Source organism: Streptomyces sp. CNZ287, assembly GCF_007827615.1.
Window position 1 is genome coordinate 75,121 of the sequence record NZ_VISV01000022.1, and the last position, 24,393, is coordinate 99,513.

Here is a 24,393-nt window from a genome sequence, read left to right on the forward strand (position 1 = left end):
CCGCCGACCAGCCCGCCGCGCGTCCCTAGGCTGCCTGCGACGGCTTGGCCTTCGACTTCTGGCAGCCCTCCTGCTCGGCCAGCGCCTCGCCGACCTCGCCCGCCTGCAGCTTGTTCAGCGCCTCGTCGCCGCTCTTGCTGATCTTGTCGGCCTCGCCCGCCAGCTCGCGCAGGCCCTCCGCGAACGCCGCCTGGTCCTTGACGTCCAGGTCCTCGACCTGCTTCTGCAGGTCCGCGTACGCCGCCGCCACCTGCTGCAGCTCGGTCACGGCACCGCCGTGGGTGTTCTTGCCGTCGTCGACCGGCGGCGCGCCCACCTTGCTCACGGCCTTGCTCATCGCGGTGTACGCCTCGGAGATCTCGCCGAATGCCCGGGCGTCCGCCTCCTGCACCTTCCGCGGGTCCTTCTCGGTCGTCGCCTCGCCGATGGCGAGGTTGGCCTGGTCCCGCTTCTGCAGCTCCGGCTGGATCCGGTCGCAGAGGGAGCCCGCCCACTTCTGGACCTCCGCCCCGTTGTCATCGCTGCAGCCGGTCGCCGCGAGCAGCGTGACGGCGGCACCGGCCAGGGCGGCGGCAAGCTTCTTGTTCACCGGATCATCCCTTCGAGACTGAGACACCCGGAACATACACCGGCACCCCGCCGGTACGACGAATCGCCGGGGCCGCACGCCGCGTCGTGCACCATTTGCCACAACTGCCACGGCAGATCACATCAGTCACAGCAGTAACAGCGCCCCGCCGAGAACCACCACACCCCGCCGGCCGGGAGCGGTCTCGCCTCCCGGCCGGCGGGGTGTGGTGCCGTGGCCCGGTCTCAGCCGTTGACCACCGCCGGGTCGGTCTGTGACGTCGGCGGCGGGCCCGTGGGCGCCGTGGTCTCCGACTCCTCGTCACCGACCGCGATGCCGCGGCGCTTGGAGATGTACACGGCACCGGCGATGATCCCGATGGCCGCGACCGCGATGACGGCCCGTACCGCGGGGTTGGCGTCGTCGCCGTACGAGAACTTCACCACCGCGGGCGCGATCAGGAGCGCCACCAGGTTCATCACCTTGAGCAGCGGGTTGATCGCCGGGCCCGCGGTGTCCTTGAACGGGTCGCCGACCGTGTCGCCGATCACCGTGGCGGCGTGGGCCTCGCTGCCCTTGCCGCCGTGGTTCCCGTCCTCGACGAGCTTCTTGGCGTTGTCCCAGGCGCCGCCCGAGTTGGCCAGGAAGACCGCCATCAGCACGCCCGCGCCGATGGCGCCGGCGAGGAACGAGGCCAGCGCGCCGACGCCGAGCGTGAAGCCGACCGCGATCGGCGCCATGACGGCGAGCAGACCGGGCGTACGCAACTCGCGCAGCGCGTCCCGGGTGCAGATGTCGACGACCTTGCCGTACTCCGGCTCCTCCGAGTAGTCCATGATCCCCGGGCGCTCGCGGAACTGCCGGCGCACCTCGAAGACCACCGCGCCCGCGGAGCGGGAGACGGCGTTGATCGCCAGACCGGAGAAGAGGAAGACGACCGCGGCGCCGAGGATGAGGCCGACGAGGTTGTTCGGCTGCCCGATGTCCAGACTGAGGGCCAGCGGGTTGCCGACGTTCGTCGCCTCCGACACCGCCTCGTTGACCGCGTCGCGGTACGAGCCGAAGAGCGCCGCCGCCGCGAGGACCGCGGTGGCGATGGCGATGCCCTTGGTGATGGCCTTGGTGGTGTTGCCGACCGCGTCCAGGTTGGTGAGGACCTGGGCGCCGTCGCCCTCGACGTCGCCGGACATCTCGGCGATGCCCTGGGCGTTGTCGGAGACCGGGCCGAAGGTGTCCATCGCGACGATGACGCCGACGGTGGTCAGCAGGCCGGTGCCGGCCAGGGCGACCGCGAAGAGCGCCAGCATGATGGACGTGCCGCCGAGCAGGAACGCGCCGTAGACGCTGAGGCCGATGAGGACCGCGGTGTAGACGGCGGACTCCAGGCCGATGGAGATGCCGGAGAGCACCACCGTGGCCGGGCCGGTGAGCGAGGTCTTGCCGATGTCCCGTACGGGACGGCGGTTGGTCTCGGTGAAGTAGCCGGTGAGCTGCTGGATGACCGCCGCGAGCACGATGCCGATGGCGACCGCGACGAGCGCGAGCACCTGCGGGTTGCCGTCGTGCTCGGCGATGCCGGCGCCGACGCCGTCGAGGTCCGCGTACGACGAGGGGAGGTACGCGAAGACGGCGATGGCCACCATCACCAGGGAGATCACCGCGGAGATGAAGAAGCCGCGGTTGATGGCGGTCATGCCGCTGCGGTCGCTGGCCTTGGGCGCCACGACGAAGACGCCGATCATGGCGGTGACCACGCCGATCGCGGGGACGATCAGCGGGAAGGCGAGACCGGCGTCGCCCAGGGCGACCTTGCCCAGGATGAGCGCGGCGACCAGGGTGACGGCGTACGACTCGAAGAGGTCGGCCGCCATGCCGGCGCAGTCGCCGACGTTGTCGCCGACGTTGTCGGCGATGGTGGCGGCGTTGCGCGGGTCGTCCTCGGGGATGCCCTGCTCGACCTTGCCGACGAGGTCGGCGCCGACGTCCGCGGCCTTGGTGAAGATGCCGCCGCCGACACGCATGAACATCGCGATCAGCGCGGCGCCGAGGCCGAAGCCCTCCAGCACCTTGGGCGCGTCGGCCGCGTACACGAGCACGACGCTGCACGCGCCGAGCAGGCCGAGGCCGACGGTGAACATGCCGACGACGCCGCCGGTGCGGAACGCCAGCTTGGTCGCCTCGTGGCTCACCGCGGTGAGGTCCTTGGCGGGCTCGCCCTCGCGCGGGGTGGCGGCGCGCGCGGCGGCTGCCACGCGCACGTTGCTGCGGACCGCGAGCCACATGCCGATGTATCCGGTCGCGGCCGAGAACGCGGCGCCGACCAGGAAGAAGATCGAGCGTCCCGCCCGCTCCGACCAGTCGTCCGCGGGCAAGAGGAAGAGCAGGAAGAAGACCACGACCGCGAAGATGCCGATGGTGCGCAACTGGCGGGCCAGATAGGCGTTCGCACCTTCCTGTACCGCCGCCGCGATCTTCTTCATATTGTCCGTGCCCTCGCCGGCGGCGAGTACCTGACGGAGCAGCACCACGGCGACCGCGAGTGCGGCAAGCGCGACCACGGCGATGATCGCCACGATGGCCCGGTTGCCGCTGGTGAGTTCCACGGCCAGTAGGTGGTCCTGCTGTAGTGGGGTGAAATGCCCCGCCATTCGTCCTCCTTGACGTACGGCACATGGGCGCGCGGCAGCCCCGACTGCGGGTATGGGCGGTCGGGGTTTGGGCGGCCGCAGCGCTCAGGCGTCCTGAGCTGCAAGTTGTGGACGGATTGTAGGGAGCGGAACTAGATCAAAACAGAGCGTCCCCGGGGGAATTCGGCTCCGACGACGATCAATGCGGTGACGGACGTCTGTCAATTCGCTCGAAAGAGGGATGCGGGAACGGCGGGGCAATGCCGGGAAAATGATCTCGGGAGCCGGAGAAAGCGCTGATCAGAAGCGCCTTGATCTTGAAATGCGCGGGTCAAGGGGTGGGCTGCGGGAGTGCCGGGGGCGGCGGGGGCGGGCGGATCGGCGGCTGGCCGGAGCCGATCGGCGCCGGGCGGGGGAAGCCGCAGGGTGACAGGGGTTTGCCGTGCGTGTCAGGGGGAAGCCCGGAGGCCGGGCGCCGGTGCCTCTGGGCGGGCGTACGGGCCGTCGTGCCGGGCGCGGGCGGGCCGGTTCTGCCGTACCTGCCTCGGAAAGCCGTGCGGGCCGCGGGCCGCCATACGGGCCTCAGCGCGCCGTACGCGCCTCAGGGCGGCCGTCCGGATATCTGGCCGCGTAGATGCGTGGGAGCCGCCGTACGGCCCGCAGAGGGGCCGTACGCCCGTTCAGGAGCCCGCTGCCGCGGGGGCGGCCGGCCAGCTCATCCGGATCGTGCCGCCGGACTCGCCCGCGGTGACCTCGACGTCGTCGACCAGACCGCTGATGACCGCGAGACCCATCTCGTCGTCTATGCCCGACCCGTCGCCGCCCGGGCCGCTCGCGTTCCCGTCGCCGTCCGGGTCGGGGTGGGTCTCGGCGGTGCTGCGGGCGGCGGGCACGTGGCCGGGGACCGTCGGCGCGTCGTCGCCGACCTCGATGGAGAACTTCTTCTCCTCCTCGGTGAGCACCACCCGCACCGGACCCGACAGCCCGTTGTGCTGGTGCAGCCCGACGGCGCGCAGGCATGCCTCGCCCACGGCGAGGCGCACCTCGTCGAGCACCGCCTCGTCCACACCCGCCCGGCGCGCGACCGCGGCCGCCACCAGGCGGGCCGTGCGGACGTGCTCGGGAAGAGCACTGAAGCGCAATTCAACGGTGGGCATGCCATCCCCTTCACGTCATCCCACGCCATCCCGCGGTCCACGGGATGCATCCGTACCGGAGCCAACCGCAGAGGGACCCGGCGCACGGCCCGGTCCCTCCGCCTGTGTGGCGTCCTGTGTCAGTCCTTCGCGGCGACGGCTTCGTCGACCGAGGTGTGGATGGGGAACACCTTGGTCAGGCCCGTGATACGGAAGATCTTCAGAATGCGCTCCTGGTTGCAGACGAGGCGCAGCGAGCCCTCGTGGGCCCGGACCCGCTTCAGTCCGCCGACGAGGACGCCGAGACCGGTGGAGTCGAGGAAGTCGACCCGCTCCATGTCGACGACCAGGTGGTAGCTGCCGTCGTTGACCAGCTCGACCAACTGCTCGCGCAGCTTGGGGGCGGTATACACATCAATCTCGCCACCGACTTCGACGACCGTGCGGTCGCCCACGGTACGAGTCGACAGGGACAGGTCCACGGATCCTCCAGCACCTTTCAGCGAGCGGCTGCCCCGGGCGTCCCCCGCCGTCCGGCCGGAGACGGATCGGCATCCGCCATGGCATTCAATCACTTACCCCGGGGCGTGCACGACGCCTTGGGGTCATTGTCCGTCGCATCGGTGACAGACTCGTGCCGATGGACGCGAACGAGTGGAGGGACGCGAACGGGCCGGGGACAGCCCCCGCGGCCGCCGGCATCCGGCCGGGGCGCGTACCCGGCGCGCGCCCCGGCGCACCGCACGTCACACCGGCAGGACCGCCCGACGGCGCACCGCCCGGCACGCCGGACCGCACGGCGGCGGACGGCGCCGCGGCCGGTCCCGCGCGTGTCCCGCCGCGCACCGCGCTGCGCCGGCTCGCCGCCCGGGAGGACCGTGCCGCTCGCATCACTCATACGGAGCACCTGCCCCCGCGCGGCGGGCACCATGCCGACTGGCCTGCGGGCATCCGGCCCGAGGTGGTCGGCGCCATCGAGGCCGCCGGGATCCGGCGGCCGTGGGCGCACCAGGCGCGGATGGCCGCGCACGCGCTCGCGGGCGAGTCGGTGATCGCCGCCACGGGCACCGCGTCGGGCAAGTCCCTGGCGTATCTGGCGCCGGTGCTCAGCGCGGCGCTCGACGGCTCCGAGGCCCCCAACGGGCGGGGCGCGACTGCCCTGTACGTGGCGCCGACGAAGGCGCTGGCCGCCGACCAGCTACGCGCGGTCAAGGCGCTGGCCGCCCCGCTCGGCAAGGCCGTGCGCCCGGCCGTCTACGACGGCGACACGCCCACCGAGGAACGCGAATGGGTGCGCCTCTACGCCAACCTCGTCCTCACCAACCCCGACATGCTGCACCGCGGCATACTCCCGGCCCACTCCCGCTGGTCGTCCTTCCTGCGCGCCCTGCGCTACATCGTGATCGACGAGTGCCACACCTACCGCGGCGTCTTCGGCTCCCACGTCGCCCAGGTCGTACGGCGGCTGCGCCGGCTCTGCGCCCGCTACGGCGCGGACCCGGTGTTCCTCCTCGCCTCCGCCACGGCGGCCGAGCCGGGGCGGTCGGCGGAGCGGCTGACCGGGCGGGCCGTGGCGGAGGTCACGGACGACGCGTCGCCGCGGGGGGAGGTCGCGTTCGCCCTCTGGGAGCCGCCGCTGACGGAGCTGCACGGCGAGCGGGGCGCGCCGGTGCGGCGCACGGCCACGGCGGAGTGCGCGGAGCTGCTGACGGACCTGGCGGTCGCGGACGTGAGGACCGTCGCCTTCGTCCGCTCCCGGCGCGGCGCGGAGCTGGTCGCGATGATCGCCCAGGACCGGCTGGCGGCCGTCGACCGGGCGCTGGCCGACCGGGTCGCCGCCTACCGCGGCGGCTATCTGGCGGACGAGCGGCGGGCCCTGGAGGCGGCGCTGCAGTCCGGCGAGCTGCTGGGGCTGGCCGCGACGTCCGCGCTGGAGCTGGGCGTGGACGTGTCGGGCCTGGACGCCGTGCTGATCGCCGGCTACCCCGGCACCCGGGCCTCGCTCTGGCAGCAGGCCGGGCGCGCGGGCCGGTCGGGGCAGGGGGCGCTGGCGGTGCTGGTCGCGCGGGACGACCCGCTGGACACGTACCTGGTGCACCACCCGGAGGCGCTCTTCCGCCGCCCGGTGGAGTCCACGGTGCTGGACCCGGACAACCCGTACGTGCTCGCACCGCACCTGTGCGCCGCCGCCGCCGAACTGCCGCTGACCGACGCCGACTTCACCGGCGACTCCGCGTGCTTCGGCGCCGGGGCCGCCGGGCTGCTGCCGCAGCTCGCCGACCGCGGGCTGCTGCGCCGCCGGGGCACCGGGCCCGGCGCCGCCTGGCACTGGACCCGGCGCGAACGCGCCTGCGACCTCACCGACATCCGCGGCGGGGGCGGCCGCCCCGTCGACGTCGTCGAGGACGGCACCGGCCGGCTGCTCGGCACCGTCGACGCCGCGGCCTCCCACACCACCGTCCACGAGGGCGCCGTCCACCTCCACCAGGGCCGCACCTACGTGGTCCGCACCCTCGACCTGGAGGACAACGTGGCGCTGGTGGAGCGCGCCGATCCCCCGTACACCACCGTCGCCCGCGACACCACCTCCGTCTCCGTGCTGGAGACCGAGCGCGAGATCCCGTGGGGCGACGCCCGGCTGTGCTTCGGGTCGGTGGAGGTCACCAACCACGTGGTCTCCTTCCTGCGCCGCCGGCTGATCACCGGCGAGATCATGGGCGAGACGAAGCTCGACCTCCCGCCGCGGACGCTGCGCACCCGCGCCGTCTGGTGGACCGTCACCGACGACCAGCTGGACGCGGCGGACATCGCCCAGGAGCAGCTGGGCGGTGCCCTGCACGCGGCGGAGCACGCCGCCATCGGCATGCTGCCGCTTTTCGCCACGTGCGACCGCTGGGACATCGGCGGCGTCTCCGTCCCCCTGCACGGCGACACGCTGCTGCCGACCGTCTTCGTCTACGACGGCCACTCCGGCGGCGCGGGCTTCGCCGAACGCGCCTTCGGCGTCGCCCGCGACTGGCTCGGCGCGACCCGCGCCGCGATCGCCGCCTGCGAATGCGAGTCCGGCTGCCCGTCCTGCGTCCAGTCCCCGAAGTGCGGCAACGGGAACGACCCGCTGGACAAGGCGGCCGCGGTACGCCTGCTGACGACGCTGCTGCGGGAGGCGGGCCAGCGAGCGGAGCCCGCGGCGACCCCGGCGGCGCAGAGGGAGGCGGCGAACGAGAGCTGACGGACTCCGGAGGACGGTACTGGACCGAGTGGACCCGGTGGACCGAGTGGACCCGGTGGGCCGGGTGGACCCGGTGGGCCGGGTGGACCCGGTGGGCCGGGTGGACCGGGTGGACCGAACCGGCTGGAACCGGCCGAACCGGATCCTCCGCCCAGCTCCCGCGCACGGCAGCGTCCCGCCCTCCCGCCGACGCTCAGCCGGCGGCGTCGAGGCGGGCCCGCTGGTCCTCCGTCAGCTCCAGGTCCACCGCGGCCAGGCTCTCGTCCAGTTGCGCCACGGACGAGGCGCCGACCAGCGGTATCACCGGCACCTCTGCGCCTATGAGCCAGGAGAGCACCACCTGGTTGACCGTCGCCCCGGCCTCCTTCGCCACCGCCCGCAGGGCCTCCAGCCGCGCCGGCGTCCCCGGGTGGTCCAGCTCGTCCCCGAGCGGCTTGTCCGCGCGGACGTAGCCCCCGGCGAGCAGCGGCGAGTACGCGACGAGCGTGAGCCCGGGGTTGTGCCGCAGGTAGCTGAGCATCGCGCCGTCCACGCCGCCCGGGGACCCGTCCGGGTCGAGTTCGCTGGGGCGGTCGGTGCGCCGGCGCAGGTAGGTGTGGTGGTACTGCAGCAGCTCGTACCCGGCGAGGCCGGAGGCCGCCGCGTGGGCACGGGCCCGCTCCACCCGCCAGACCCACTGGTTGCTGACTCCCAGCAGCCCGACGGAGCCCTCCGCCACGAGCGCGCCGAACGCCTCGACGGTCTCCTCCTGCGGGACGGTCATGTCGTCGATGTGCGCGTACAGGATGTCCAGCTTCTCCACCCCGAGCCGCCGCCGGCTCTCCTCCGCGGACTGCCGGATCACCTTCGCCGACAGGCCCTCGGGGTTGTCGACGTACGAGGTGCCGGGAGCGAGCGGCCGGGCCCCGAGCTTGGTCGCGATGACCACCTCGGCCCCGATGCCCCGGCTGCGCCGCCACCGGCCGAGCAGGCTCTCGCTCTGCCCGCCCTGCGAACCGTCCACCCAGAACGCGTAGTTGTCGGACGTGTCGACGAACGTGCCGCCGGCCGCCACGTAGCGGTCGAGGATCGCGAACGAGGTCTCCTCGTCGGTCCTGGACCCGAAGAGCATGGCCCCGAGGCTGAGCACGCTGACCTCGCGCCGGTTCTGCGGGTCGGCACCGATCGTGCGGTACTTCATGCGGAGTCCTTTCGTGTGTCTGCCCAAGCGGGAGTCTGAACGCTGGAGCGCGCTCTACCACAAGCCCGGCCGCGGGACCGGCTGCGGGACCGGACGCAGGCCGGCTGCGAGACCGGCCGGGGCCGGCGGCCCTGCGCGGGAGCGGACTTCGGCGGTGAAGCGGCCGGTACGGGCCGACGCCACGACGTCCGCGACCTCCCCGGCCACGGCACACCGCAGCAGCCGGGCCCCCTGCGCCGCCGTCACCCGGCGGGCGGCGGCGCACGCCGCCGCCTCGCCGAGCAGCGCGCGGTCCGCCGCCGCCAGCGCCGCCAGGTCGGCGGCACCGCCGGCGCGGTGGCGGGAGTGCACCGCCTGCCCCAGGGCCAGCGCGGCGGCGAACACTGCGCACAGCGCGAAGCACGCCAGCGCCGACCACACCGTCGCCCCGCCCCGTTCATCGAACGGTCTCTTCCGCAAGGGCGACCGCCTCCCCTCCGAGGTCGAGGGAGAGCGACCCCGGGCCGGGGGCCGCCCCCCGCACCCGTACCCGCACCAGATCGCCCTGGCGCGCCACCGCCACGTCCGCCCCGCGCGGAGCCGCCGCCAGCGCCGCCCCGCGTACGTCATCCGCCGGCTCGCCCCGGGCCGCGGCCCGCGCGCCCGCGCGGGCGGCGTCCACGCACTGGATCTGCGCGGCGGCGGCCATCAGCGCCCAGACCAGCCCGAGGGCGAGGAACACGAGAGCCGGAACGGCCACCGCCGCCTCCGCGGTGACGACGCCCGCGTCCGCCCGCGCCCCGGCGCGGCCCGGGTCAGAACGGGACGTCCAGCGCGCGTTCCACCACCGCCTGCAGCGCACCGCCGACCGCATCGCTCGTCACCACCTTGTACAAGATCGCCGCGAACGCGACCGCCGCGATCGTGCCCACCGCGTACTCGGACGTCGTCATCCCCGCGTCCCCGCCGAGCCTCCGCACGCACGCGCGCACCCTCCGGATGAACCTGCCGGCCATCTCAACCCCCGTGTCTCCGTACCCGAATCCGTGTCATTCATCGACTGCCGCCCAGCAACTGCGCCGCCAGGCCCATCACCACCGGCGCCACCCCGACCGCCAGGAACGCGGGCAGGAAGCACAGCCCCAGCGGGCCCGCCACCTTGACGCCCGCCCGGCGGGCGCGAGCGGCGGCGGCGCGGGTCTCCTCCGCCCGGCACTCGGCGGCCAGCCGGGAGACCGCGTCGACCACCGGTACGCCCGTGTGGTCCGCCTGCTCCAGCCAGCCGGCCAGCCGCGCCGCGCCCGGCAGTTCCGCGAGGGGCGCCCAGGCCGCGTGCGGGGCGGCGCCGAGGCGCAGTTCCGCCGCGCCCTGCGCCAGCCGTGTTCCGACCGGTCCGCCCAGCGAGCGGCCCACCTCGGCGGCGGCCTCCCGCGGCCCCGCGCCGGCCGCGAGGCAGGCGGCGAGGAGGTCGGCGGCCAGCGCGAGGTCGGGGCCCGTCCGTATGCCGGCATCGCGGCGTGCGACGGTGGCCGTGCGGCGCTGCCACCGCCGTATGCCGTACGCGGCGGCGAGTCCCGCCACCGCACCGACCGCCCCGCCGACGAAGATGAGCACCGCGGCCCCCGCGAGCAGCCCGGGACCCCACCGCACCGCCGCCGCCCGGAGCCGCACCATGGCCGGCTCCCGCCCGCCGCCGGGCGCCCCGGCCGGCTCCGGGCGTACGGGCGGCGCCACGGGACCCAGCACGGCCGGGAGCCGGCGCCGCCCGACGCGTGCCCGCCAGGACGCGAGGGCCGCGTCCGCCGCGCAGTACGCGGCGGCCAGCACGGAAAACACTGTCCACAGGCTGTGGATGAACTCAGCGCGCATGCGCACCTCGCACGATCCGGCCCACCCAGGCCAGCCCCGCCCACTCCAGCAGACCGCCCGCCACCAGGCAGACCAGCCCCGCCGGTGTGTGCAGCAGCACCCGCAGCGGCGCGGCGCCGAGCGCCGAGCCCATCAGCAGCCCGAAGCAGGGCAGCAGGGCCAGCAGCAGTGCCGTCGCCCGCGGGCCCGCCAACTGGGCCTGCACCTCGTCCCGTTCGTCCCGCTCCGCGCGCAGCGCCGCCGCCACCCGGTCCAGCCCGTCCGCGAGTCCCGCGCCGCCGCCCGCGGCCACCTGCCAGCACGCGGCGACGCCCGCAAGCCCCTGCGCACCGGGCGCCCCGGCCGCCGACCGCAGCGCGCCCGGCACATCGCCGCCGAACCGCGCGGCCGCCAGCACCTCCGGACCCCCCGCGGGTCCGCCGGGCGCCGCGGCGAGCAGTGCCCCGGCCGGCTGCCGCCCGGCCCGCAGCCCGCCCGCGACCGCCGCGCACAGCTCGATCACGGCCGCCGCCCGGCGCACCTCCGCACCACGCCGCTCACGGCCGCGCAGCCGCCGCCCGACGAGCGGCACCGCCACCACCCCCGCCAGCAGCGGCAGCCACGACGCACCCAGCAGCCCCACCACGCACCCGGCCGGCAGGCACCACAACTCGCGACGCCCACCCCACGTCCGTACGACCGCGGCCACCCGCCACCGCCGCCCCACCCGCACCGCGCTCCCCGGCGGCCCCAGCAGCGCCCGGGCCCTCCGCACCGCGGGTCTCCGCCCGCCGGCCAGCACCACGGCCGCCCCCGCGCACAACGCCGCCCCGCACACCGGCGCGACCGCCGCGGCCTCCCCGCTCACGCCGCACCCCCGCCCCGCGCCAGCAGCCGCTCCAGCCGCGGCCACCCGGCCCTGCGGGCGAACCCGCCGGCCGCCCACACCGCGGCGGGCACCGCCGCCACCAGCCCCGCCGCGCCCCGCTCCAGCACGTGCACCTCCGCGATCCGCCGGCGCCCGCGCCGGTCGCGCACCAGGTGCAGCAGCACCGACACCCCCGCGGCCAACTGGCTGTGCAGAGCGGGCCGGTCGAGTCCGGCGACCGCGCCCAGCGCCTCGAGCCGCGCGGGCACGTCGCCTGCCGCGTTCGCATGGACGGTGCCCGAGCCGCCCTCGTGGCCGGTGTTCAGCGCGGCCAGGAGGTCGACGACCTCGCGCCCCCGCACCTCGCCCACGACCAGCCGGTCGGGCCGCATCCGCAGCGCCTGCCGCACGAGGTCCTGCAGCGTCACCTCGCCGGCACCCTCCTGGTTCGCGGGGCGGGCTTCGAGACGTACGACATGGGGGTGATCCGGTCGCAACTCGGCCGACTCCTCGGCCAGCACGATCCGCTCGTCCCGCCGCACCAGCGACAGCAGCGCACTCAGCAGCGTCGTCTTGCCGCTGCCCGTGCCGCCGCTCACCAGGAACGACAGCCGGGCGTCGAGGAGTCCGCGCAGCAGACCCTCACCGCCCGGTGGCACCGTGCCCGCGGCGGCCAGCTCCGCGAGGCTGAACGCCCGGCGCCGCACCACCCGCAGCGACAGGCAGGCCGACCCCACCGCAACCGGCGGCAGGACCGCGTGCAGCCGCGTGCCGTCGGGCAACCGGGCATCGACCCACGGCCGGGCATCGTCGAGCCGCCGCCCGGCGACGGCGGCCAGCCGCTGCGCCAGGCGCCGTACGGCATCGGCGTCCGCGAACCGCACGTCGACCCGCTCCAGGCCGCAGCCCCGGTCCACCCACACCTCGTCCGGCGCGGTGACCAGCACGTCGGTGACGTCCGGCTGGGCCAGCAGCGGCTCCAGCGGCCCGCTGCCGACCATCTCCGAACGCAGCGCGCCCGCGATCGCCAGCACCTCGGTGTCGCCGAGCAGCCGCCCCTCCCGCCGCAGCGCGGCGGCCACCCCGGCGGGTGTCGGCTCGCCGCCGCTCTCCGCCAACCGCCGCCGCACCGCCCCGACCAACCGCCCCGACACGGCAGGAATCTGCCCGTCACCGCCGTCGGGGCGCCGGGACGAGCGGTCGTAGTCGGGCACGGAACCGGGGAGTTCCATCTCGCGGACGCCCACCGAGGCCGTCCCGGCGGCGGCAGACGCGGCGTCCGGGCCCCAACCCGGCCGGTCGTCTCCCCCGGAGCGGTAGCCCCACCGGGTCGGTCCCCGCGGCGCCTCGTTCTCACCAGCCGTACGAGCCGGGGGAGTTGCCGCCGGTCCACCACCCGAGCCGTACACCGCCGGCAGCGAGCCCGGCCGCACCAAGCACCCCGGCGCCGCGGCAGCCGCACCGGCCGCCCACGGGGCGTCCGGACCGCACTCCGCCACGTCCGGCTCCGGCTCGGCGACGTCCCCGCGGGCCGTACGAACCGCGGCGGTTGCCGGCTCATCCGCACCGCTCCGGCCGTACGGCGGCAGGGTCCACCCCGACACCGTGACCCGCTCCTCCGCCGTCTGTTCCGTGCGCCTCATACCGGCGCCCCCTCCGCGCTCGCACCCGGCAGGGCCCGGGCCCAGAAGTCCGTGCAGAAGCGGGACAGCGGCGTACGGGGGCGGCTGCCCGGCGGCGCGGCGCCGGTCTCGGCGGCCTGCGGCAGGCCCGGCTCCGCCGGGAGTTCACCGGCCAGCGGAAGGCGCAGCAGCTCGGCGACGTCCTCGGCCGGCAACCCGCCCCGCGTCGGACCCCGCACCACCACCCGCAGATCGCCCAGCACCATCCGCACCGCGTCCGCCACCCGGTGCGCCGCCGCGACCGCGCGCAGCTCCGCCGGCACCACCAGCAGCCCCACGTCCACCTGGGCCAGCGCCTCGGCCACCGGCTCGTCCACCCGCCGCGGCAGGTCGACCACGACCACCCCGCCCCGCCTGCGGGCCGCCGCCAGCACCGAGCGCATCGCCTCCGGCGCCACCGCCCCCGGCTCGCCGCCGCCCCGGTCCCAGCTCAGCAGCCGCAGGCCGTGCAGACGCGGCAGCGACTCCTCCAGCGCCGCCCCGCCGATCCGCCCCCGCGACGACGCGAGGGCCGGCCAGCGCAGCCCCTCCGCCTCCTCGCCGCCGAGCAGCACGTCGAGCCCGCCGCCCAGCGGATCCGCGTCGACCAGCACCGTGCGCCGCCCGGCCCGCGCCGCCGTCACCGCAAGCGCGCAGGCCAGCGTGGACGCCCCCGCACCGCCCCGGCCGCCGACGACCCCGACCGTGCGGGCCTGCGCGCCGACGCCCTCCGCGGCGTCGGCGATCCGGTCCACCAGCGTCGTCTCGCCGTCCGGCAGCACGACCACCTGCTCCGCCCCGACCGCGACCGCCCGCTCCCACACCCCCGGGTCGTCCTGATCCCGGCCGACGAGCACCACCCCGTCCCGCCGGGCCCGCCCCGCCGCCAGCCGCCCGGCACAGTCGTCCCCGACCAGCACCAGCGGTGCCGCGCCCCAGTCCTGCCGGCCCGGCGCGTGCGAGACCTCCGCCTGCGTGCCCGCCGCGGCGCAGAGGCGCAGCAGGTCGTCGAGAAGATCCTCGTCCTCCGTGACGACCAGCGGCCGCCCCGCGGCACCGTCGCCGGCACCGGGGGACGCGCTCCCCTCACCCCCGGGCCCGCCGCCGGGACCGCCCGTCCGCCCTCCGGCCCCGGGGCCGAACCCACCGGCCCGGCGCCCCCAGGCCACCCGCGCCCCGGCTCCGCGCGCCGGCGCACGACGTACGGAAACCCCGCGAGCCGCGACCCCCGGCCCCGCGGCCCCGGCCCCCGCGAGCCCGCAGCTCTGCCTCACCAAGCCGCCCCGCAGCCGCAGCCCGCCGTCCCGCAGCGCACCGCTCCACACCCGGCTCATCTCGCCGCCTCCCCCGCTTCACCCGCCGCACCACCCGGCACGCCGTCCGTCCCGGCCCGCGCCGCCGCCCTCCGCGACGGCATCCGGCCCGCTTCCGACCCCACCCTGCCCCCGGCGCCCCGCACCTTGTGGATCTTGGTCAGGATCTGGGGATAACCCGCCAGTTGTGGACAACTCCGTCACTCGATCGGGGGAGCATGCCGATCCAGGGCAACGGTTACCCACGGTGATGCGTCTAGTTCCACGACGGGGATGAAGACAGCCCGAAGGACCGCCCGAAGCAAGGAGCGACCGGGAAGAGCGGAAGAAGATCCGACGCGGTCGGAGAAAAATTCGAAAAGACCGGAGTCCGGACATGCGACGACCCCCGCCGGGGGGGAGAGCGGGGGTCGTCCCCACGGCCGACTCGGGGGGGGAGGAGCCGGTCCGGGTTAGCACGGTCGCGAACGATCCGTGACTTCCATGGTGTACCCGAGAGCCTTCTCAGGCAAACCCACGCGCCACACCTTACGCCGAATGGTGGGCGCCTATGCTCGCACTCGTGGAAAACCACTCGTTGCCCAGGACGGCCGCCTTCTTCGATCTGGACAAGACGGTCATTGCGAAGTCGAGCACCCTGACCTTCACCCGGTCCTTCTACCACGGCGGGCTGATGAACCGGAGGGCTGTGCTCCGATCCGCCTACTCGCAGTTCATCTACCTCCTGGGCGGCGCCGACCACGAGCAGACCGAGCGCATGCGCGCCTACCTCTCCAACCTCTGCCGCGGCTGGAACGTGGCCCAGGTGAGCGACATCGTGGCCGAGACCCTCCACGACCTCATCGACCCGATCATCTACGACGAGGCCGCCTCCCTCATCGAGGACCACCACCTCGCCGGCCGCGACGTCGTCATCGTCAGCAGCTCGGGCGCCGAGGTCGTCGAGCCCATCGGCGAGCTGCTCGGCGCGGACCGCACGATCGCCACCCGCATGGTCGTCGAGGACGGCCGCTACACCGGCGAGATCGACTACTACGCCTACGGGCCCGCCAAGGCGGAGGCCGTACGGGAGCTGGCATACGCCGAGGGCTACGACCTCGCACGCTCGTACGCGTACAGCGACTCGATCACGGACGTACCCCTCCTGGAGACTGTCGGCCACCCCTACGCCGTCAACCCCGACCGGGCGCTGCGCCGCGAGGCGGAGCAGCGCGACTGGCCGGTGCTGTCGTTCGCCCACCCCGTGCGCCTGAAGCAGCGGCTGCCGCAGTTCTCGCTGCCCTCCCGACCCGTGCTCGCCGCGGCCGCCGCGGGGCTGGCGGCGGCGACCGCGGCCGGAGTCGTCTGGTACGCGTACCGCCGCCGCCTCCAGGCCGCCTGAGCCGCCGGAAACCCCCTCGGCCTGCACATATCCGCTTCGCCCGATAATTAACCTTTGCCAATATTTGCAGGCGAAAGTAAATATCTGCGCGCTGGGCTTCCCTCTCCCCGCGGAGAGGAGTACAAAGGAATTACGGCCCGCGAAGCCAGGGCATCCGAGAGGATCCCCAGCAACAACGGCTCCGCGGACCGCACATGGAAGTCGGGAACCCACGCGACGCCGATCCCTCGAATAGGGACCGCCACACCAGGCAACGGACGGGTGCCGGGCCTGATGGGCAAAGAACTCTGCACGCACTGGTAGCCCGGCCGACATGAGACAGCGGCGGTGCCTCAGGGTGCCGCCGCAACTCTGCGCCTACGGGCCCGTGGCCCCCCGCGTACGGCTACGCAGCGCCCCGCTGCAGTGCCTCGCACACCGCCGTGCTCTCCCGCGCCCCCAGCTCGACGGCCCGGCCGCAGTGCGCGATCCAGCCCCCGACGCCCTCCGGCGTCCCGCTCGCGTAGCCCGCGAGGGCCGTCTCGTACGCACCGCGCCCCTGCTCGGCGTGCCCCACCTCGGCGGGGCAGACCCCCTTCGGGTCCAGCCCGCTGCCGACGAGCACGATCCGCTCGGCGGCCCGGGCGACCAGCCCGTTGCCGGTGCGGAACGGGCGCAGCGTCAGCAACTCGCCGTGCACCACCGCCGCCATGACCAGCGCGGGAGCGGACGAGCCCGCGACAACCAGGGCCGCCAGCGCGTCCAGCCGCGCCGCCGCCTCCTCGGCGTCCGGCAGCGGCGACGGCAGCACCGCACCCGCCTCTGTGACGCCCTCGCCCGCCAGCCGCGGCCGACCCACCGCCTCACCGGCGTCCCCCGCCGTGGAGTCCCCGGTACCCGCCGACGCCACCACGTGCAGCCGCGCCAGCACCTGCATCGGCGACTGCCGCCAGGTGCTCAGCAGCTGCCCCGCCTCCGCGTTCGCCCGGAGCGCCCCGCCGACCGTCCGCGGCTCCCCCGCGCCGGAGAAATCGCTGCGCCGCCGTACCTCCTCCAGCGCCCAGTCCGCCCCCGACAGCGCCGCCGAGGCCCGCGCTCCGCGCAGCGCCGCCTCCGCCGACACCTCGTTGCTGCGCCGCCGCATGACCCGGTGCCCGTAGACGCGATCGACCGCCCTCCTGACGGAGGACACCGCCTCCTCGACTCCCGGGAGGGTGCTCAGGGCCGCCAGCGGGTCGGTCACGCTCGTCATGCGTACGAGACTACGCAACCCGATGGGGTGGACTTGTCGGGCCCTTTCCCTGACCGCGGGGCAAGATCCCGCTACCGTTTCTGAACATGAAGATCGCTTTCGTGGGAAAGGGCGGCAGCGGCAAGACCACCCTGTCGTCCCTCTTCGTCCGGCATCTCGCCGGCACCGGCCGCCCCGTGCTCGCCGTCGACGCGGACATCAACCAGCACCTGGGCGCCGCCCTCGGGCTCGACGAGGAGGAGGCCGCCCGGCTGCCCGCGCTCGGCGCACACCTCCCGCTCATCAAGGAGCACCTGCGCGGCGACAACCCGCGGATCGCGGACGCTGCCGGCATGATCAAGACCACACCCCCCGGCACGGGCTCCCGCCTGCTCACGGTGACCGGGGACAATCCGGTGTACGCCGCGTGCGCGCGCCCCGTGCGGTTGGACAACGGCTCCGTGCGCCTCATGGTCACCGGCCCGTTCACCGAGGCCGACCTCGGCGTCGCCTGCTACCACTCCAAGACCGGTGCGGTGGAGATGTGCCTCAACCACCTGGTCGACGGGCGCGAGGAGTACGTCGTCGTCGACATGACGGCGGGCAGCGACTCCTTCGCCTCCGGCATGTTCACGCGTTTCGACATGACGTTCCTCGTCGCCGAGCCGACCCGCAAGGGCGTCTCCGTCTACCGCCAGTACAAGGAGTACGCGCGCGACTTCGACGTCGCGCTGTGCGTCGTCGGCAACAAGGTGCAGGGCCCGGAGGATCTGGAGTTCCTGCGCGCGGAGGTGGGCGCCGACCTGCTGGCCGCCTTCCCGCACTCCGACTGGGTGCGGTCGATGGAGAAGGGCCGCCCCCCGGCGTTCGCGACGCTGGAGGAGCCGGCGGCGCAGGTGCTGCGGGAGCTGTACGGGGCCGTGGACGCGTCGTACGAGCGCCGCGACTGGGCCCGGTACACCGACCAGATGGTGCACTTCCACCGCAGGAACGCGGAGAGCTGGGGCAACGCGAAGACCGGGGCCGATCTGAGGGACCAGATCGACCCCGGCTTCGTCCTGGGCGAGACGACGCCCCCGGAGCCCCTGCCGGCCGTACCGGACGCGGCTGCGACCCCTCAGCCCGCCTGACCCTCCTTGGCGTCCGTGGTGCCGGCGTGGTCCTTCTCCCCGGACCCCGCCGGCTCGGCGCGCTGCGCGCTCCCCTTCTTCGCGTCCTTGGCGTTCTTGGTGTCCTTCGCCTCCTTCACCAGGAACTTCTCCCAGCCCTGCGCCGGCTGCTCGCCCACGTCCAGCGTGCGCAGCCTGGCGAGCGCCGCCGGGTCCTGCGCGTCCAGCCAGTCCACCAACTGCCGGAAGGAGACGCAGTGCACGTCCTTCTTGGGGCAGACGGTCTTGATGGTGTCCTCTACGGCACGCATGTACGCGCCGCCGTTCCAGCTCTCGAAGTGGTTTCCGATGACGAGAGGCGCGCGGTTGGTCGTGTACGCCCGCTCGAAACCGGCCAGTAGCCCCTCGCGCATCTGCCGTTCGAAGGCGGCGTGCTGGGCGGCGGGCGCATAGGCGGTGCCCGACTGGTTGGCCATGAAGTTGTAGTCCATGCTCACGACTTCGAAGGCGCGGCCGGGGAAGGGGACCTCCTGCAACGACAGGTCCCAGATGCCCTCCTTCTTCTTGGGCCACACCTGGCTGCCGACACCGCTGGTGTCATAGCGGAAACCCATCTCCTTCGACGCCTTCATGAGGTTCTTCTGCCCCTCCAGGCAGGGGGCGCGACCGCCGACCAGCTCCTTGTCGTAGTCGAAGGGGAGGGGATCCGCCTTCTTCCGGCCGGTGTTCGTCTTCCAGCGCTGCACGAACTGCTTGGCCTGCGCGATCTCGCTCTTCCAGTCCTCCTTCGACCAGCTCGCGACGCCCGTACGACCGCAGAAGTGGCCGTTGAAGTGGGTGCCGATCTCGCTGCCCTCCAGCCAGGCGCCGCGTACCTGCTCCAGGGTGGCGTCGACCTCCTCCTCGTCCAGGTAGCCGATGTCGGAGGCGCCGCGGGCGTGGCCGGGGGGCTGGTACTCCATGCGCTTGTCCCGGGGCAGGACGTAGACGCCGCTGAGGAAGTACGTCATGGCCGCGTCGTTCTCCCGCGCCACCTTGCGGAAGTGGGAGAAGAGCCGCTGGCCGTCCTCGCCGGCGCCGTCCCAGGAGAAGACGACGAACTGCGGCGGCTTGGTGCCGGCCGACATCCGGCTGATCTTGGGCTGGTTGGGCTGGCTGCCGGTGTAGGCCGTGGAGCCGTCGCCGATGAGCTTCATCGGCCGGCCCTTGCCGCGTGCGTCGTCCGACGCACCGTCGCTCCCCGGGCGCTGCGGATCGCCGTCCGATCCGGCCCCGGGAGAACAGCTCGCGACCGCCACTCCGCCCAGTGCCAGGACACAGCAGATTCCCACGGTCGCCCGCCATGTTCCGAACAAAGCTCCCACCTCTTCCCTGCGTCGCCAGGGACGCGCCGAATCGAATGGCCGAATGCACGCGCGATTCCTCGGCGCACGCTCGGAAAGAGGGATAACCGGGAATTCAGATTATCTCTCTGTATTCACTCGATGGATGGGAGAAGTGGTCCGACCGGCGCAAAACGCTTCGCGGACTCTTTACGTGGCATTACGATTCATTTACTCGCCCTTGAGGGTCACCGAACCGTCACACTGAGTGACGTCACCCGTGTGCCCGTGCTGCACGACGCCCCCTCCACCTCGAGGAGACGCCACATGCCCGCAGGACGCCCGACGCCCCTGGGAAGCCCTTCCGCCGAGCGCGCGAAGGATCCGGAACACGAACCGGGACACGAACCGGAACACACGGCAGACCCCGCACCCCCGAAGACCGCCGGGCACGCCGGGCACGCCGCAGTGCCCGGACCCGCCGGTCCCTCCGAACACACCGCCCCCCGGCGGCCCTTCGTCGCGGACCTCTCCGCCTCCGTGACCGTCTTCCTGATCGCGCTTCCGCTCTCCCTGGGCATCGCGCTCGCGACCGGCGCCCCGCTGCAGGCAGGGCTGCTGTCCGCAGCCGTGGGCGGCATCGTCGTCGGCCTGATCGGCGGGGCGCCGCTCCAGGTCAGCGGGCCCGCCGCCGGGCTGACGGTGGTCACGGCCGATCTCATCCAGCAGTACGGCTGGCGCACCACCTGCGCCATCACCGCCTTCGCCGGGCTCGCGCAGCTCGCGCTCGGCTCGCTCAGGGTGGCCCGTGCGGCGCTGGCGGTCAGCCCGGCGATCGTGCACGGCATGCTCGCGGGCATCGGCGCGACCATCGCACTGGCCCAGTTGCACATCGTCCTCGGCGGCAGCCCGCAGAGCTCGCCCGTCGACAACACCCTGGCGCTGCCCGGCCAGTTCGCCGACCTGGACCCGGCCGCCGTGTCGGTGAGCGCCGTCGTCATCGTCGTGCTGCTGGGCTGGCCCTGGCTGCGCGGGCGGGGCACGGGTCCCCTGCGCTACGTACCCGGGGCGCTGGCCGCCATCGTGCTCGCGACCGGCTTCGCCTCGCTCACCGGCCTGCGGCTGCCGCGGGTCGACCTGCCGTCGTGGAGCAGCCACGCGCTCGCGGGCGTGCCCGACGGGCCGGTGCTCGGGCTGGTGGCCGCGGTGCTGACGATCACGGTCGTGGCCAGCGTGGAGTCACTGCTGTCCGCGGTGGCCGTCGACAAGCTGGCGGTGGCACGGGGCGACCGGCACCCCGTGCCACGCACCGACCTCGACCGGGAACTGCGCGCCCAGGGGGCCGGCAACTTCTTCGCGGGGCTGCTCGGCGGGCTGCCCATCACCGGGGTCGCGGTGCGCAGTTCCGCGAACGTCGCGGCGGGGGCGGTCGGTCGTCGCTCGGCGGTGCTCCACGGTGTGTGGGTGGTGCTGGCGTCGCTGCTGCTGGTGGGGATGCTGGAGCTGATCCCGCTGGCGGCGCTGGGTGCGCTGGTGATGGTCGTCGGCATCCAGATGGTGAAGATCAGCCACGTGCGGTCGGTGCGGCGGCACCGGGAGGTGCTCGTCTACGCGGCGACCGTGGCCGGCGTCGTGATGCTGGGCGTACTGGAGGGCGTCGCGGTGGGAATCGCGGTGGCGGTGGCGATGTCGCTGCACCGGCTGTCCCGTACGCGGGTGACGCTGGAGCGGCGCGGCGGGGACGCGGCGCCGGGCGCGGCAGGCGAGGGCGGCCCGGAGGACACGTACCTCGTGCGGGTGCGCGGGCAGCTCACCTTCCTTGCCGTCCCGCGGCTGAGCCGGGGGCTCGCGCAGGTGCCGCCGGGCGCGACCGTGGAGGTGGAGCTGACCGGCTCGTTCATGGACCACGCCGCGTACGAGACGCTGCAGGAGTGGCGGCAGGCGCACATCGCGCACGGCGGCGCCGCGGAGCTGGTCTCCGCCACCGGCCGGCGCATCGCCGAGCCGGCCACGGCGCACCACTGCCATCCCTGGACGCCGTGGCGCAACCACTGCTGCGTCACGTCACCGGAGCAGCCCGCCCCGGCGCACCGGCTGCTCAGCGGGATCAGCAACTTCCAGCGCAACACCGCGCCGCGGGTGCGCGAGGAGCTGGCGCGGCTGGCGCGCGAGGGGCAGCGGCCCACCCAGCTCTTTCTGACGTGCGCGGACTCCCGGGTGGTCACCAGCATGATCACGTCGAGCGGGCCGGGCGACCTGTTCACGGTACGGAACGTGGGGAACCTGGTGCCGCTGCCGGACGAGCCCGGAGACCGCGCGGGCTCCGCGAGCGACGCGGACGGCGGGACGGCCACGCCCGGTACCCGCCGGGACGCCACCGACGCCACCCTGCAGGACGACTCCGTCGCGGCGGCGATCGAGTTCGCGGTCGAGGTGCTGCGGGTCGAGTCGATCACCGTGTGCGGGCACTCCGGCTGCGGGGCGGTTCAGGCGCTGCTCGACGAGGAGGCCGCCCAAGGCGGCGCCGCGGACCCCGCCGCCGGCGTACCGCCCACGCCGCTGCGGCGCTGGCTGCGGCACGGGCTGCCCAGCCTGGCGCGGGCCAGGGCCGACGGGCCCCGGATCGTCTCCCGGCCGTTCGCGGACGACACCGAGCGGGTGAGCGTGGCCAACGTGGCGCAGCAGTTGGACCATCTGCGCCGGCACCCGTGTGTACGCCGCCGGCTGACTGACGGTTCGTTGAGCCTCCACGGCATGTATTTCCACGTCGGCGAGGCCCAGGCTTATGTCCTGGGAGAGCAGGGCGACTTCACGGCCGTACGCCCCGGACCCGCGGGGCTGGCGGAGCGTGCCGCCGCCGACGTCCGGTAGCACACGGCGCCTGCGGGTACCCACAGGTCTAAACCAATTTATCCCCAGGCCCTTGTCACGCCCTCCCCACGACTGATGAGCTAGGCCCGGGACTGAGGCGGACATCCTGGGAAAGGGAGATGTCGTGAGCAACGAAAGCCTGGCCAACCTGCTCAAGGAGGAGCGCCGGTTCGAGCCGCCAGCCGAGCTGGCCGCGCACGCGAACGTCACGGCGGAGGCGTATGAGCAGGCACGTGCGGACCGGCTGGGCTTCTGGGCGGAGCAGGCCCGGAGGCTCAGCTGGGCCACCGAGCCCACGAAGACGCTCGACTGGTCGGACCCGCCGTTCGCGAAGTGGTTCGAGGACGGCTCGCTCAATGTGGCGTACAACTGCGTGGACCGGCATGTCGAGGCCGGCCTCGGCGACCGCGTCGCGATCCACTTCGAGGGCGAGCCGGGTGACTCCCGCTCGATCACCTACGCCGAGTTGCAGCGGGACGTCGCCAAGGCGGCCAACGCGCTGACGGAGTTGGGCGTGCAGACCGGCGACCGGGTCGCCGTCTACATGCCGATGATCCCGGAGACCGTCGTCGCCATGCTGGCCTGTGCCCGCATCGGCGCACCCCACTCGGTGGTCTTCGGCGGCTTCTCCGCCGACGCGCTCGCCACCCGGATCGCCGACGCGGACGCGCGCGTGGTCATCACCGCCGACGGCGGGTACCGGCGCGGCAAGCCGTCCGCGCTCAAGCCCGCGGTGGACGACGCGGTGGGGCGCACGGACCGGGTGCGCAACGTCCTCGTGGTCCGCCGTACGGGCCAGGACGTGGCCTGGACCGAGGGCCGCGACGTGTGGTGGCACGACGTCGTGGACCGGCAGGAGGACACGCACACCCCCGAGGCGTTCCCCGCGGAGCACCCGCTCTTCATCCTCTACACCTCGGGCACGACGGGTAAGCCCAAGGGCATCCTGCACACCACCGGCGGCTATCTCACCCAGGTGTCCTACACCCACCACGCCGTCTTCGACCTCAAGCCCGAGACCGACGTGTTCTGGTGCACGGCCGACGTCGGCTGGGTCACCGGCCACTCGTACATCGTGTACGGGCCGCTCTCCAACGGCGCCACCCAGGTGCTCTACGAGGGCACGCCCGACACCCCGCACCAGGGCCGCTGGTGGGAGGTCATCCAGAAGTACAAGGTCTCGATCTTCTACACCGCGCCCACCGCGATCCGCGCCTGCATGAAGTGGGGCGACGCCATCCCGGCGAAGTTCGACCTGAGCAGCCTGCGGCTGCTCGGCTCGGTCGGCGAGCCGATCAACCCCGAGGCGTGGATCTGGTACCGGGACCACATCGGCGCCGGCCGCACGCCGGTCGTGGACACCTGGTGGCAGACCGAGACGGGCGGCATCATGATCAGCCCGCTGCCCGGGGTGACGAGCACCAAGCCCGGCTCTGCGCAGGTGCCGCTGCCCGGCATCGCGGCCACCGTCGTGGACGACGAGGCGCGCGAGGTGCCGGACGGCTCCGGCGGCTATCTGGTGCTCACGGAGCCGTGGCCGTCGATGCTCCGCACCATCTGGGGCGACGACCAGCGCTACAAGGACACGTACTGGTCCCGCTTCGAGGGCCGGTACTTCGCCGGTGACGGCGCGAAGAAGGACGACGACGGCGACATCTGGCTGCTGGGCCGCGTCGACGACGTCATGCTCGTCTCCGGGCACAACATCTCCACCACCGAGGTGGAGTCCGCCCTCGTCTCGCACCCCAAGGTCGCCGAGGCCGCGGTCGTCGGCGCCACCGACCCGCAGACCACGCAGGCCATCGTCGCCTTCGTGATCCTGCGCGGCGGCGCGGAAGAGGCCGAAGGGCTGGTGGAGGAGCTGCGGGCGCACGTGGCGAAGGCCCTGGGCCCGATCGCCAAGCCCAAGCGGATCCTGCCGGTCGCGGAGCTGCCCAAGACCCGCTCCGGCAAGATCATGCGCCGGCTGCTGCGGGACGTCGCGGAGAACCGCGAGATGGGCGACGTCACCACGCTGACGGACAGCACGGTCATGGACCTCATCCAGGCGAAGCTGCCGAGCGCGGCCTCGGAGGACTGAGACCGGGCCCG

At 73.9% G+C, this 24,393-nt stretch carries 19 protein-coding genes; 5 read left to right on the forward strand and 14 right to left on the reverse strand.

Annotation, left to right across the window (positions count from 1 at the left end):
* Positions 1-25 precede the first annotated feature (25 nt).
* The 4 genes from FB457_RS30315 to bldG all read right to left on the reverse strand — a co-directional run bounded on the left by FB457_RS30315 (position 26) and on the right by bldG (position 4,813).
* Positions 26-589, reverse strand: coding sequence for a hypothetical protein (locus tag FB457_RS30315; RefSeq protein WP_047016526.1), 564 nt, complete (start codon positions 587-589; stop codon positions 26-28).
* Positions 590-813: 224 nt separating this feature from the next.
* Positions 814-3,216: a sodium-translocating pyrophosphatase gene (locus FB457_RS30320; RefSeq protein ID WP_047016527.1), complete on the reverse strand. Its 2,403-nt coding sequence runs from the start codon at positions 3,214-3,216 to the stop codon at positions 814-816.
* 659 nt (positions 3,217-3,875) lie between these two features.
* On the reverse strand, positions 3,876-4,352 hold the full coding sequence (locus FB457_RS30325) for an ATP-binding protein (RefSeq protein WP_047016528.1): 477 nt from the start codon (positions 4,350-4,352) through the stop codon (positions 3,876-3,878).
* Positions 4,353-4,471: 119 nt separating this feature from the next.
* A complete protein-coding gene (gene bldG, locus FB457_RS30330) occupies positions 4,472-4,813 on the reverse strand; it encodes an anti-sigma factor antagonist BldG (RefSeq protein WP_018835875.1) in 342 nt (113 codons plus the stop codon).
* 158 nt (positions 4,814-4,971) lie between these two features.
* Between bldG and FB457_RS30335 the strand changes: the two genes are divergently transcribed.
* The gene (locus tag FB457_RS30335; RefSeq protein ID WP_145783926.1) at positions 4,972-7,560 is read left to right on the forward strand and encodes a DEAD/DEAH box helicase; all 2,589 of its coding nucleotides are present in this window, start codon (positions 4,972-4,974) and stop codon (positions 7,558-7,560) included.
* Between the two features lie 193 nt (positions 7,561-7,753).
* On the opposite strand, the gene FB457_RS30345 is transcribed toward FB457_RS30335, so the two are convergent.
* From FB457_RS30345 to ssd, 8 genes are all read right to left on the reverse strand, one after another.
* The gene (locus FB457_RS30345) at positions 7,754-8,740 is read right to left on the reverse strand and encodes an aldo/keto reductase (RefSeq protein ID WP_047016530.1); all 987 of its coding nucleotides are present in this window, start codon (positions 8,738-8,740) and stop codon (positions 7,754-7,756) included.
* A gap of 54 nt (positions 8,741-8,794) precedes the next feature.
* Positions 8,795-9,199 (reverse strand): Rv3654c family TadE-like protein, encoded by a 405-nt coding sequence (locus tag FB457_RS30350; protein ID WP_078898293.1) that lies wholly within the window; start codon positions 9,197-9,199, stop codon positions 8,795-8,797.
* Positions 9,177-9,593, reverse strand: coding sequence for a TadE family type IV pilus minor pilin (locus tag FB457_RS30355; protein ID WP_047016532.1), 417 nt, complete (start codon positions 9,591-9,593; stop codon positions 9,177-9,179). The genes FB457_RS30350 and FB457_RS30355 overlap by 23 nt, the downstream gene beginning before the upstream one ends.
* Complete coding sequence (locus FB457_RS30360) at positions 9,535-9,672, reverse strand: DUF4244 domain-containing protein (protein WP_234380345.1); 138 nt, start codon at positions 9,670-9,672, stop codon at positions 9,535-9,537. The genes FB457_RS30355 and FB457_RS30360 overlap by 59 nt, the downstream gene beginning before the upstream one ends.
* 100 nt (positions 9,673-9,772) lie before the next feature.
* Complete coding sequence (locus FB457_RS30365) at positions 9,773-10,594, reverse strand: type II secretion system F family protein (RefSeq protein WP_047016534.1); 822 nt, start codon at positions 10,592-10,594, stop codon at positions 9,773-9,775.
* Complete coding sequence (locus FB457_RS30370) at positions 10,578-11,435, reverse strand: type II secretion system F family protein (protein ID WP_047016535.1); 858 nt, start codon at positions 11,433-11,435, stop codon at positions 10,578-10,580. The genes FB457_RS30365 and FB457_RS30370 overlap by 17 nt, the downstream gene beginning before the upstream one ends.
* Positions 11,432-12,577 (reverse strand): TadA family conjugal transfer-associated ATPase, encoded by a 1,146-nt coding sequence (locus FB457_RS30375; RefSeq protein ID WP_047020048.1) that lies wholly within the window; start codon positions 12,575-12,577, stop codon positions 11,432-11,434. The genes FB457_RS30370 and FB457_RS30375 overlap by 4 nt, the downstream gene beginning before the upstream one ends.
* Before the next feature lie 497 nt (positions 12,578-13,074).
* On the reverse strand, positions 13,075-14,430 hold the full coding sequence (gene ssd / locus FB457_RS30380; RefSeq protein WP_486589189.1) for a CpaE-like family protein: 1,356 nt from the start codon (positions 14,428-14,430) through the stop codon (positions 13,075-13,077).
* 529 nt (positions 14,431-14,959) lie between these two features.
* Here ssd and FB457_RS30385 point away from each other — a divergent pair.
* Positions 14,960-15,790, forward strand: coding sequence for an HAD family hydrolase (locus FB457_RS30385; RefSeq protein WP_047016536.1), 831 nt, complete (start codon positions 14,960-14,962; stop codon positions 15,788-15,790).
* Positions 15,791-16,175: 385 nt separating this feature from the next.
* Here FB457_RS30385 and FB457_RS30390 read toward each other — a convergent pair whose 3' ends face one another.
* Complete coding sequence (locus tag FB457_RS30390) at positions 16,176-17,021, reverse strand: Fic family protein (protein ID WP_145783928.1); 846 nt, start codon at positions 17,019-17,021, stop codon at positions 16,176-16,178.
* A gap of 86 nt (positions 17,022-17,107) precedes the next feature.
* On the opposite strand from FB457_RS30390, the gene FB457_RS30395 reads away from it, so the two are divergent.
* Entirely contained in the window at positions 17,108-18,130 is a 1,023-nt protein-coding gene (locus tag FB457_RS30395; RefSeq protein ID WP_047016538.1) for an ATP-binding protein, read from the forward strand.
* On the opposite strand, the gene FB457_RS30400 is transcribed toward FB457_RS30395, so the two are convergent.
* Positions 18,118-19,305 carry a polysaccharide deacetylase family protein gene (locus tag FB457_RS30400; RefSeq protein ID WP_145783929.1) on the reverse strand — a complete coding sequence of 396 codons (1,188 nt, stop codon included), beginning with the start codon at positions 19,303-19,305 and terminating at the stop codon, positions 18,118-18,120. The two genes, FB457_RS30395 and FB457_RS30400, sit on opposite strands and share 13 nt — an antisense overlap.
* 453 nt (positions 19,306-19,758) lie before the next feature.
* Here FB457_RS30400 and FB457_RS30405 point away from each other — a divergent pair, with 453 nt between their 5' ends.
* Positions 19,759-22,302, forward strand: a complete 2,544-nt coding sequence (locus FB457_RS30405; RefSeq protein WP_145783931.1) for a SulP family inorganic anion transporter — start codon at positions 19,759-19,761, stop codon at positions 22,300-22,302.
* A 124-nt stretch (positions 22,303-22,426) separates the two neighbouring features.
* A complete protein-coding gene (gene acs, locus FB457_RS30410) occupies positions 22,427-24,382 on the forward strand; it encodes an acetate--CoA ligase (RefSeq protein ID WP_047016541.1) in 1,956 nt (651 codons plus the stop codon).
* Positions 24,383-24,393: the final 11 nt, after the last annotated feature.

Coding starts and splice junctions, on each gene's coding strand:
- FB457_RS30320 (WP_047016527.1), bottom strand. CDS start 3,216: ATGGCGGGGCATTTCACCCCACTACAGCAGGACCACCTACTGGCCGTG.
- FB457_RS30325 (WP_047016528.1), bottom strand. CDS start 4,352: ATGCCCACCGTTGAATTGCGCTTCAGTGCTCTTCCCGAGCACGTCCGC.
- FB457_RS30335 (WP_145783926.1), top strand. CDS start 4,972: ATGGACGCGAACGAGTGGAGGGACGCGAACGGGCCGGGGACAGCCCCC.
- FB457_RS30345 (WP_047016530.1), bottom strand. CDS start 8,740: ATGAAGTACCGCACGATCGGTGCCGACCCGCAGAACCGGCGCGAGGTC.
- FB457_RS30355 (WP_047016532.1), bottom strand. CDS start 9,593: ATGCGGTCGGCGGTGCGCTGCAGGCGGTGGTGGAACGCGCGCTGGACG.
- FB457_RS30360 (WP_234380345.1), bottom strand. CDS start 9,672: ATGACGACGTCCGAGTACGCGGTGGGCACGATCGCGGCGGTCGCGTTC.
- ssd (WP_486589189.1), bottom strand. CDS start 14,430: ATGAGCCGGGTGTGGAGCGGTGCGCTGCGGGACGGCGGGCTGCGGCTG.
- FB457_RS30385 (WP_047016536.1), top strand. CDS start 14,960: ATGCTCGCACTCGTGGAAAACCACTCGTTGCCCAGGACGGCCGCCTTC.
- FB457_RS30390 (WP_145783928.1), bottom strand. CDS start 17,021: ATGACGAGCGTGACCGACCCGCTGGCGGCCCTGAGCACCCTCCCGGGA.
- FB457_RS30395 (WP_047016538.1), top strand. CDS start 17,108: ATGAAGATCGCTTTCGTGGGAAAGGGCGGCAGCGGCAAGACCACCCTG.
- FB457_RS30400 (WP_145783929.1), bottom strand. CDS start 19,305: ATGAAGCTCATCGGCGACGGCTCCACGGCCTACACCGGCAGCCAGCCC.
- FB457_RS30405 (WP_145783931.1), top strand. CDS start 19,759: ATGCCCGCAGGACGCCCGACGCCCCTGGGAAGCCCTTCCGCCGAGCGC.